Genomic DNA, 10518 nt, shown 5'->3' on the forward strand with positions numbered 1-10518 from the left:
TCAACCTACCAGTATCGAGAGTTGAGCGGAGTCGAAACTCGGTTCATGGGGATCTTTTTTGCGCGCAAGTCCCTAAGTGGGTGAATCCGTCAGGAACCGCTAACACAGAGGGGGAATGAGGGGCAAGGCAGGCAGACGACAATATCATGCTGCTGCAAGATGGATGATGGCCCAGTTACCTTACCTTCGTGCCCTCTTGTCAGATGCTCAGAAACCGATAAGGTTGTGGGATTACGGCACGATCGCGAGGGTGATGCGGCGGCTGAGTTGCACCGTCCCTGTGCTGCCCAGGGTGCTGTTGCCATAGCCCACGGGCACCCAATGCACTGTTTCGTCGCCTAGTCGCTGGGCGAGATATTGTTGGACGGCGATCGCCTGCTGGTAGGACAGGTCGGTCGGCGTCGCGCCCTCGGTGGCAATATCGGTGTGGCTACCCACGACGACGGTGGCGTCAGGGTATCGCGCGACATCGGGCAAGATGCTGTCGAGTAGGGCAGGGGCGTTGGGTTGCAGAGTCGCCTGCCCCGGCCTAAAGAGCACATCGCTCGGCAGGGTCACCCGGTAGGCATTGACCTGGAATAAGGGATCGGGCGGTGACCCGGTGGCGGGCTGTAGAGCCGAGTCATTGGAATTGGGAGGATTGGCTGGGGCAACTGTCGTGGGCGGATTCAGCCGATTGACGGCGTTGTCCAGCCGCTCTTCTAAGGGGAGATCGGCATCGGGCAAGGCGAGCTGACGCTCGACGGCAGAGGTGCGATCGCGCAGGGTTTGCAAGTTATTCGAGATCGCGTCCAGCTCCACCGTGACTTGCTCACGTTGTGCTTCGGTCAAGGCAATGGGGCGGGGCGCTGGCGGCGCTGGCGGGGCGTCCGTGGCCGGAGCCGGGAGCGCCGTCGGCGATAGTGTCGCTTCACCAGTCCACCACTCGGGCAAATTCCCCACTTTTTGAAAGAACCGGGCAGTCCGACGGGTCACCACTTCAATCAGGGGCGGCTCGGGATCACTCGCCGGGAAAAACTGGGCCACCAATATGCCAAAGCACCACGCACCGCCCACGCCAGCGCCTAACAACGCCCAGCGCAAAATCCAGACTGAGAGCGATCGCACCCCTTGCCAGCGACTCGGCTCAGGTGGCTCCACCACCGTCGGCGCGGTGGGTGCAGACACCTCGGACATTCCCGGCGCATCGGGGCGTGGGGGGGGATTGTTGAAGGGGGGCAGTTCAGTCATGGCAGCGACTCAGGGCGATTGTGCATACATCCACGGCCCGTTAGTTGAGCGTGGGCGTTAGCGTCAGCGCCCATAAACCGGGGCGCTAGATATAGAGTAGCGGCGATCGCTCAAATTCACTCAGGCTCTTGCAGAGTCTTAGGAATTGCTCAAGGAGTCGTCTCAGCTGGTGACCCAGTACTCGTCTCAGCCGGATCACGCCAAAACACGAGGGCATCGCTAATGGGCTGCAGCTCCGTTCCCGGATAGTAGAACTTCAGGATGCGTTCGGCGCTCCAATTGAGGTCGCCCAAATTGTACGCCCCCGTTTGGCTCATGCCGACGCCGTGACCAAAGCCCCCGCCCACAAACCGATAGCCCTGTAACTGGGGTTCCGCTGCACCGGGCACCGGCTCATAGAGGCCGGCGGTGTAAAAGAGTAAGCTCAAGGGCGCTTCGATCGCGCGAATCACTTCGTCCTTTTGCAACGTCACGACGCCCGCATCGGTGGCAATTTGCAACGTCTGCACCCGGCCAGAGGGGGCGCGTTCCGTCACCACGAGCCGCTGCACCTCGGTGAAGTTCGCCAGGGGATGGTTGCGAGCTTGGAGGTAGGTTTTAAGATCTTGACCAATCTTTTCCAGGGAGGCGTCTTCTGACCAGCGGAAGGTGTCCCAGGTTTCTTCATTGAAGCCCGACTCCAGGGAGAGAAATGCCTTCAGGTTATTTTCATCCGTCAGAGGCCGGGTCGCCAAATCCCAACTGCCGACAACCGAGTCCACCACGGGTTGCAGATAGGGGCGATCGGGGCCATTCCACACATGGCTAAAGGCCGCCGTCACTCCCCCTGCATTCGAGGAATAAAGGGCATCGACCAACTCATCGCCATAGGTGAGCACGAGGCCACGGGTATTGGTGATGGCGCGATCGGTCTTATCCGCCGCTCCGGTAATGCCCCGATAAACCTGACATTGGGTATCGGCACAGAGTTCATAGTTGTCCACTTCAAAGCGGCGTAAGTTCCGCAGCACATAGGTTCGCGCCAAAATCGCCTGAGCTTCAACCGTGGTGGGCGGCGCGGCCAAGCCAATTTCGTAGGGCACCACTCCCCGCAAATACGTCTCAATCGGCACCTGATTCACCAAGGTATACGTGCCGTAGGCGTTGGGCTGCAAGCGCAAGTTGCCGCCGTACACCCGCACCGTATCTTCTACATCGCCGTATTTTTCGATCACGCGGACGCGCTGGTTGCTGGCAATAATGCTGACAATGTCGCGGTTATAGCGAAACCCATTGAAAATTGCGGCGGCCTTGGGTTCGTCCCGCAGGACTTGGCTATCGACGTAAATATTGTCGTATCCGGCAGCTTGCAAATCTTGAAGCAGCAAGCGGCGCAGCAGCGGTGTGCTGTAAACGTCGCGGTCGGCCCACACTTGCCAGTCACCAGGTTGGGCAATCTCGGTCTCAATGCCGCGATCGCGCCATTGATTCGCGCTATCTTCAGCGCTTTCAAAGCTGCGGTGGGTACTCAGCACCACCCGCTCCCGCAACGAGGTCGTCTCCAGCGACACAGGCGCAGTGTCGAGCACAATCTGATTGGTGGTCAGCGTTTCCAACTGCTCCCCCGTTTTGAACTGCACCGTCAGCTGGGCACCATCCAGCGGTTCAATGATCAGGGTTTTGGCGTCGTCACGCCCAAACCGCTGCACAATGCCAATTTGCAGTACGGGATTTTGGGGCTGCTGGGCTGGAGCCGCCGCCGGACTCAGCAGATTCCCCACCACAGCGACGCTCGCCGCCAACAGCAGCCCCGATAGCTTGCCGGTTGTCGCAACTGACAGAGATTTCTGGCCCAACATAACTCGACCCATCCAAAACGCTCCCCGCATTGTAGCGAAGCGATCGCCGAATGCTTTGCCCAGTTGTTCACCTGCGGTTGTTCACCGATTGCTGATGTGACTACGGATGATTTCACCCTGATCCAACCACTCTGGTTCAAGCGCGTATTGTGCTGCCTGTTCACCCATCGGTTGAAGGAATCGCTGGCCCGCGATCGCCGCCAACGAGGCAAAAGCTGGGCGGTCATCTCCAAAACTGACTGATATTTCCGAAATATCCCCTCAACTAAAGCCGTAATCAGGTCAGCAACGAACGTTAAAATGACAGAGTTCATATGCGATCGCGGTTTGTTATGACGTCTGCTGCCCCGACCAAAACCCAGTATGAAGCTGTTATTGGTTTAGAAACCCACTGCCAGCTGAGTACCGAGACCAAGATTTTTTCGCCCAGTTCGACCGCATTTGGGGCTGATCCCAATACCCACATCGACCCCATCGTGTTGGGAATGCCGGGGGTGTTGCCGGTGCTCAACCAAAGGGTATTGGAATATGCCGTGAAGGCGGGGTTGGCGCTGAATTGTCAAATTGCGCCCTACAGCAAATTCGATCGCAAGCAGTATTTTTATCCCGATTTGCCCAAAAACTATCAAATCTCGCAGTTTGATTTGCCGATCGCAGAGCACGGCTGGTTAGAGATTGAATTGGTTGACCCGAAGACCAAAGACGTGAGCCGTAAGCGGATTGGCATTACGCGGCTACATATGGAAGAAGACGCCGGTAAGTTGGTACACGCGGGTAGCGATCGCCTCTCCGGTTCCGCGTATTCTCTAGTGGATTTCAATCGAGCGGGAGTGCCCCTCGTGGAAATTGTCTCGGAGCCGGATCTCCGCACGGGGCAAGAAGCGGCAGAATATGCCCAAGAGTTGCGCCGCATCATGCGCTATCTCGGTGTGAGTGACGGCAATATGCAGGAAGGGTCACTGCGCTGCGATGTCAATATTTCGGTGCGTCCCGTCGGCACTGAGAAGTTTGGCACGAAGGTGGAGATCAAGAATATGAATTCCTTTAGCGCCATTCAAAAAGCGATTGATCACGAAATTGACCGTCAGGTTGCCGCGATCGAGGCAGGGGAGCCGATTTATCAAGAAACGCGCCTTTGGGAAGAGGGCAGCCAGCGCACTATCAGTATGCGATTGAAGGAAGGGTCGAGCGATTATCGCTACTTTCCAGAGCCGGATTTGCCGCCCATTGAGGTCGCCCCGGAGCAACTGACGGATTGGCAGGCGGAACTCCCCGAACTCCCAGCGAAAAAACGGTCTCGCTATGAAACCAGCCTGGGGTTGTCGCCCTACGATGCCCGCGTACTGGCCGATGAGCGGACGGTTGCGGAATATTTTGAAACGGTGGTGCAGTTGGGGGCCGATGCTAAGCTGGCCGCCAATTGGATTACCCAAGACATCGCCGCGTATCTCAATGCCGAAAAGCTGGCGATCAATGAGATGGCGTTGAAGCCGGAAATGCTGGCGGAGATGATTCAACTCATTACCGGGGGCACGATCAGCACCAAGATTGCCAAAGATATCTTGCCGGATTTACTGACTGAGGGCGGGTCACCCAAGGCGATTGTCGAAACCCGGGGGTTGAGCCAAATCTCTGACCCCAAACAAATTGAAGCCATTATTGATGAGGTCTTGGCAGCGCATCCAGAGGAATTGGAGAAGTATCGGGCTGGCAAGAAGAAGCTGCAAGGATTCTTTGTGGGGCAGATGATGAAGCGCACCAGTGGTCGGGTGGATCCAAAGCTCACCAACCAACTACTCAGCAAGAAACTGAATAGTTAAGAAGTGTAAAGAAAGGGGGTAGGGGTTACACCCCTCATCGCTTCTATGCCATACTGTGTTATGTAGATGCACCCTGATGGTAGGGAGAGCTGAATTCAGCTCTCCTTTTTTCCTTTTAAAGGGAACCGCCCCGCGATCGCGGCTGTCTGGTTCATCAACTGGTCGCGATAGCGAGTTCACAAACCGCCGGGAAAAGTTTGATGCTTGGCGTCAGCGATCGCTATCTTCAGGCCGATAGCCGTGCAGCACCACAGTCATTGGCAAACCACACCACAAACATCAAGTTTGCGATCGCCAGGATATCCCAGCCCGTTTTATACATCGGCGGCGAAACCAGCCGTTCCTCTGCTCACAAACCTGGGAGAAGGGGTTGGAGGATGTAGATCTTTGCGCTTCCCGAAGGGTGGGCGGATGGGGATCGAGACTGATGCCGCCGAGTCCTAGAGTGGCTCCCTCCAAACAATTCGGTGAGGGCGGTGTGTTGTGATTAGAGCATCCATTCCAGCAACAGCCCAACCCGACTTTCTTGACGATCGCGGGTATTTTGGATTTGGATATCGGTGCCGATGCGCAAATCTTCCGCGATCGCATACCCGGCGGTGAACGTGGTTAGTCCCACTTCGCGATCGGTGCCGGGGGCCACCCAACTTTGCGTGATTGATAAGTCGGCGGTGCCGGTTCGGGAGGGAATGACGACCACCCGCCAGCCCAGATGCCAGCCACTACTCTCAAACGCTGATGTTTGAATGTCGCGATAGCCAATCACAGGTGCGACATTGCCATACCACCCCAGCGGCAGCACATAGTATTGGGCATCGACCCCAAACTCCTGACGATCGCCCCTGCCATTGGTGGCGTAATCCGCACTGAGAGTGAGCGGAGTACGGCCGACAAACACATCTTGTACACCCACATAAAGACCGCTGGTGTTATCGGTGGAAGGAAACTCCGCGTACCCCACCCGCACCCGAGTACGAAAGGCCGGATCGTGATTCACATCAACGGCCAGATTGGGCACTTCTTCTAACCAGCGCTGCAACACTGGACTGTTTTCAATAATGGTAGGGTCAACATCCACTTGCTGCACTGAGGCTAGGTTCACCTCTGCATCAGGCCAACCCGCAGGTGGCCAATCAGCGGAAGATAGCGACTGCGGGTCGCTGATTGGTGAAGGGGAGAGGGGGACTGTGATGATCGCTTCAGCGGGGGCATGAGAGGAATGATCGCAAACCGGAAGCATGGGCTTCGTGGCGATCGCGGTATTCGTCTCCTCACAGCTTTGTGCTTTATCGCTGCTCCTGTCGAGCACCGTAAGTGACTGAGCTGATGCCGGCAAGATCGTCAAAGCACCGAGTGTCAATGCCACTCCAAGCAGCCCGCATTGGCCGAGCCACCGAATGGAGTGACCGCTGAATTGCACCCACGAGTCCGCACGATAATGGCAACAATGCAAAATGTTTCCTCAGTTCACGATGTCAAAGGAGGAGATGCGCCTAGGCAAATTCGCGATCGCTGTCGCCTTTATACAGCAAAAAGCCCCAGTCATAAACCGGGGCTCTTGCAAGCAAAGCTGAAACTAGCGCTAGCGAACGACCGCCCGCATTTGCTCAGCATCAATGGGCTTCATGAAATAGAGGCGAGCCATTTGCCAGCCAATGGTGGCAAGATGCGGCAACTGCCTGAAGAACTTCAACACTTTCGGGTGATTAACCGTGCCTAAAGTCGTTAATTTTTCGTTCGCCGCCGCACTCGTATCCAGCGCCTTGAAAAACTCAGGGTGATCAACGTTCAGAATCACGGGAAAAACCCGAGCAGCGCTTTCATTCGTATTGCGAATCACGTCGATATCATAGGTGCGCGCATCTAGGCCCAAAATGGCGTAGAAATCTTTGCCCTTCAAGTCGTTCAAATACATGGTCGCAAAGACCGACAGGAGGAAAAAGCGACACCATAACCGTGCTCGCCAGTCATTCAAAAGTTGAGGCTGAGACTTCAAAAAGGCCGAAAAGAAGTCCCCATGACGGTTTTCGTCCTGACACCAGTTTTCAAAAAATTGGAAGATGGGGTAAACCCGAGTCTCGGGATGCGACTCCAGATGGCGATAAATCTTGATATAGCGCCAGTAGCCAATCTTTTCAGAAAGATAAGTGGCATAAAGGATGAACTTAGGCTTGAAGAAGGTGTACTTCTTACTCTTAGTCAAAAAGCCCAGATCCAACTGCAGGTTGAAATCTGACATAGCCTTGTTCAAAAAGCCCGCGTGCCGCGCTTCATCTCGCGATATCAGGTCAAAGCACTCAGCAATGAATGGATTTTTGGTTTTAAGCCGACGACCCAGCTCTTTGTAGAGCAAGAACCCAGAGAATTCTGATGTGCAGGAGCGCTCCAAAAACTGAACGAGGAGTTGGCGAGTCTTGTCATCAAGATATTCCCAAGACTGCTCAAATTCTTCGCCCCGAATAAAATGACGGCGGTTGTAGTCTTCGCGAAGTTCGTCGCGGATGGCTTGAAGTTCTTCCTCATTGACTGAGAAATCCATCTCAGCCATTTCATCAAAATCGGTGGTGTAAAACCGGGGGGTCAGAAGAGTATCCTTGGCAGGAGTTTTGACCCCAGGGCGTAATTCTTCTTTTAATTCTGGCTTTTTAAGGGAATCTACCATGAGTCCTCTGGTACAAGCTCGTGGTGCCGAAAACGACAACATCTCACGCAATGCGTCAGCATAGACAAAACCTTATTGATTTCCCAAAAGAACCTATGGGTAAGCGCTTTGCCTAACTAACCACTGCTCAACTAACTGTCACATAGTCTATCAACTGTGGGGGGTAAGAACGCATCCAAAGCTTTAAGAATTGCAACATTCGGATATTTGCCGTAATACCTCGTCACGGTCTGTTTCAGTGCCGGATTTTGCCGAGGTGTGAGCCGAGTGATGGGGGCTGCTCTCGACTTGGGGGTTGGTTGCCAAACTTCAGGATCTGCCAGGTGAGGTTATAAGGACTCCAGATGGCAGAGAAATTGGATTAGTTCTTCTTCAGAAAGTTCGTGGCGCGATCGCTTTTGATAGGTCTGCTCTAAATACTCCCGTCCGGTTTCGACCGACCAGCCGAGTCGGCGCAACTCAATGTCGGTTTGGGCAATGACATCGGACAGATTGATCGGCGCGGGTAACGCCTCGGTGGAGATCGGGGCGACCGTGGCATCGGGCAGAGAGTGAGGAGTGGGCGAGGGGATACTCTCTTCTAGCGGGGCAATCGTCTCATCAAAATCATCCCCGTCAAGGTTCACCGGCGGCGGCTCGATGGCTGCGGGCTGGGGATGAATTTTTTCAACTGTTTGGGAGGTGGCGACCTTTGCGGGTTTCGGGGAAGACGGTTTGGGTTTAGCCACATGACTATTCGATGCATGAGGTACGGCGGGGGCGGCTGATGTGGCGATTTGGGGCAGTGGCGGAGTCGCGATCGCTAGGGAGGGGGCATCTGCATCTATAGATTGATGCGGTTGAGGGGACTCATTGGGCCTCGCTGGTGGGGCACTGGGGGCCGCCCCCTCGGGATGAAGAGAGTTGCCAATCGCATCTGAGTCGTTCACGGCATAGCCCAGGGCGGCCAGGGCTCGGAGTCGAGCTTGGTCTTCAGCGACTTCGATCGCGTTGTGGGCGGCCAGTCCCGAGGCAGTCCCTGACGAGGCCGTCGTGATGGTGACTTTAACCACAAAGCGATCGCGCTCCACCAGTAGCAGCTCACTGATGATCTGCGCCTCGGGGTAGCGATCGCGAAAAGCTTGAAAAGACACAGTCATCCTTGCTCACATTGAGCTCGATATATTGAGCTCGATATACAGCCACCGACTTAAGGTTCCACGGGCTCGTTGACGAAGGCCGACAACCGTCGTGGGGCACCCAGGATGCAACTGCCCGCGAGGACGAGGGCCACGATGCCGACCAAGCTGGGTAGGCCGACGGGCAACGTCTTTAAAGTTGCCGCCACGGTGCCAAATAGAGACGAAGCCGCGGCTCCCCCGCTGAAGAACATGCCCGTCCCCAAACCGGCTTTGGAGGAGGGCACCAATGATAAGGCAAACGGAATTGTGCCGTTGGACACTAGGCTGAATGCGCCCCCAAACATAATCGCTAGGGCGATCGCGGCCCCGTTATTCTGCACCGCAGCGATCGCCGCACACACAAACGCCAATGCCGCCAACCCCGCCACCATCGCCCGACGATTGCCCAACCGCACCGCCAGCGCCCCCGCCGGAATCGCCGTCACCGCCAGCGTGACAAAGACAGTCCCCAGCACCAGACTGGTATTGCCATTGGGCACCTGACCATCGAGCACCCGTGAAAACAACAGCATCAGCGAACGAAACCCGAGGGTCACCCCAACGCCGGCACCAAATATCATGGCCAGCGCAGCGATGGAAATGCCCTGACTCGCGGTAGGCAGTTCTGTATAGCTTTCCTCAGCGATCGCCTCCGGCACAGTGACCCGGAGGACAAATGCGGCCACTAACAAAACCACAGAGCCCAGGGCAAACGCCGTAAGCGGCCCCCAACTGAGAATCCGTTCGCTGGCGAGTGGCCCCATGGCCCCGGCTACCCCCCCCACCAAGGTCAACACGCTGGCCGCTTGGGGCAACCGAGTCCCAAAGGCGTATCGGCCCAGCAACGACATCGCCGGGCTGCGAAATATCGTCATCGTTAGCGCCCACAGCACCAGCATGAGCGGCAACACCCAGCGCCCAGCCGCTGCCCAACCGCCCATCACCCCAATCGGCAACGCAATGAAGGCCCCAGCGGCCAAAATTGACCCGAGACTAATCAGCGGAAATCGGGTGCCCAGCTGCTGCTGGAAGCGATCGCTCAGGCTGCCCATTAGCGGCTCCATGACCATGGCAAGCAGATTTTCCACCACTAGCAGCGCCGTCGCGAGGGTGCGGGGCAACCCCACCTGGGTCAACAGGTCCACCAAGTACAGGTTATAGATCACCCACATGAGCGCGATCGCGCCCTGTACCAAACCCAACCCCACCACCTTGGCCCATAGGACTTGAGCCGATGCCTGCTCGGACTCACTCAAGGACATAACGAAATTTCCCTCACGTGATCAACTGGCAAATCATCATGACCGGCGCTGACCAATCGGCTGATTCGCCTGACTTCTTATCGATAGGCTGCGCTCAGAGGCTTTCCCCAGCATGGAGATCCCGGCAAACCATTAGCGCTCGCCTACTTTAGCAAACTGGTTTCGCCCCCGGTGAGCCGTTTCATCATTGTTGACCAGCTGCGCCCCGCTGTCTCCAGCTTGTTGGGTGGGCGATCGCTAGGCTCAAAATTTGTTGACTCAGCGTTAGCGTGGCCGGGATGCCTCCCGATATTGTCTGACCGAACTCGCTAGCCACAATCGGCTCGCCCTAAAGCAGTAATGAATTTGCAAATTTTGGGATAAACCTCATCCAGATTCAGAAGTGGAGTCGCAACATCGGCTCGAACCTCACTGCCTGTGTCACCTCTCCTTCTCAAAGAGAGGTTTAAGCAGACTCCGGTTCCTCTCCTTGAGAAGGCTACTAAGTACACATAAATCCCTCCTGGGCTAGTGACCATCCCTGAAAGATGGCCTCAAATTTCCTGA

Annotated in this window: 8 protein-coding genes; 2 read left to right on the forward strand and 6 right to left on the reverse strand. The window is 56.0% G+C overall.

The genetic code is table 11. The annotated features are described in order from the left end of the window. Window positions 1-231: 231 nt before the first annotated feature. Both JUK32_RS02900 and JUK32_RS02905 read right to left on the reverse strand, forming a co-directional pair. Entirely contained in the window at window positions 232-1230 is a 999-nt protein-coding gene (locus tag JUK32_RS02900) for an OmpA family protein (RefSeq protein WP_204137351.1), read from the reverse strand. Between the two features lie 149 nt (window positions 1231-1379). Further along, window positions 1380-3068: a SpoIID/LytB domain-containing protein gene (locus JUK32_RS02905; RefSeq protein WP_204137352.1), complete on the reverse strand. Its 1689-nt coding sequence runs from the start codon at window positions 3066-3068 to the stop codon at window positions 1380-1382. A 96-nt stretch (window positions 3069-3164) separates the two neighbouring features. Here JUK32_RS02905 and JUK32_RS02910 point away from each other — a divergent pair, with 96 nt between their 5' ends. Then, complete coding sequence (locus tag JUK32_RS02910) at window positions 3165-3311, forward strand: hypothetical protein (protein WP_204137353.1); 147 nt, start codon at window positions 3165-3167, stop codon at window positions 3309-3311. Window positions 3312-3400: 89 nt separating this feature from the next. Further along, the gene (gene gatB, locus JUK32_RS02915; protein ID WP_204137354.1) at window positions 3401-4888 is read left to right on the forward strand and encodes an Asp-tRNA(Asn)/Glu-tRNA(Gln) amidotransferase subunit GatB; all 1488 of its coding nucleotides are present in this window, start codon (window positions 3401-3403) and stop codon (window positions 4886-4888) included. 487 nt (window positions 4889-5375) lie between these two features. Here gatB and JUK32_RS02920 read toward each other — a convergent pair whose 3' ends face one another. From JUK32_RS02920 to JUK32_RS02935, 4 genes are all read right to left on the reverse strand, one after another. Then, window positions 5376-6233: a hypothetical protein gene (locus JUK32_RS02920; RefSeq protein WP_239112274.1), complete on the reverse strand. Its 858-nt coding sequence runs from the start codon at window positions 6231-6233 to the stop codon at window positions 5376-5378. Window positions 6234-6470: 237 nt separating this feature from the next. Next, a complete protein-coding gene (acsF, locus tag JUK32_RS02925) occupies window positions 6471-7550 on the reverse strand; it encodes a magnesium-protoporphyrin IX monomethyl ester (oxidative) cyclase (RefSeq protein ID WP_204137355.1) in 1080 nt (359 codons plus the stop codon). A 329-nt stretch (window positions 7551-7879) separates the two neighbouring features. Then, window positions 7880-8689: a hypothetical protein gene (locus JUK32_RS02930; RefSeq protein ID WP_204137356.1), complete on the reverse strand. Its 810-nt coding sequence runs from the start codon at window positions 8687-8689 to the stop codon at window positions 7880-7882. A 50-nt stretch (window positions 8690-8739) separates the two neighbouring features. Further along, window positions 8740-9972, reverse strand: coding sequence for an MFS transporter (locus tag JUK32_RS02935; RefSeq protein ID WP_239112275.1), 1233 nt, complete (start codon window positions 9970-9972; stop codon window positions 8740-8742). Between the last annotated feature and the right edge of the window lie 546 nt (window positions 9973-10518).

The sequence above is a fragment of the Halomicronema sp. CCY15110 genome (genome assembly GCF_016888165.1).
GTDB lineage: Bacteria > Cyanobacteriota > Cyanobacteriia > Phormidesmidales > Phormidesmidaceae > Halomicronema.

What these genes read in the sequence shown, in the direction of transcription:
- gatB (WP_204137354.1), top strand. Translation starts at nt 3,401, where the DNA reads ATGACGTCTGCTGCCCCGACCAAAACCCAGTATGAAGCTGTTATTGGT.
- JUK32_RS02935 (WP_239112275.1), bottom strand. Translation starts at nt 9,972, where the DNA reads ATGTCCTTGAGTGAGTCCGAGCAGGCATCGGCTCAAGTCCTATGGGCC.
- JUK32_RS02905 (WP_204137352.1), bottom strand. Translation starts at nt 3,068, where the DNA reads ATGTTGGGCCAGAAATCTCTGTCAGTTGCGACAACCGGCAAGCTATCG.
- acsF (WP_204137355.1), bottom strand. Translation starts at nt 7,550, where the DNA reads ATGGTAGATTCCCTTAAAAAGCCAGAATTAAAAGAAGAATTACGCCCT.
- JUK32_RS02930 (WP_204137356.1), bottom strand. Translation starts at nt 8,689, where the DNA reads ATGACTGTGTCTTTTCAAGCTTTTCGCGATCGCTACCCCGAGGCGCAG.
- JUK32_RS02900 (WP_204137351.1), bottom strand. Translation starts at nt 1,230, where the DNA reads ATGACTGAACTGCCCCCCTTCAACAATCCCCCCCCACGCCCCGATGCG.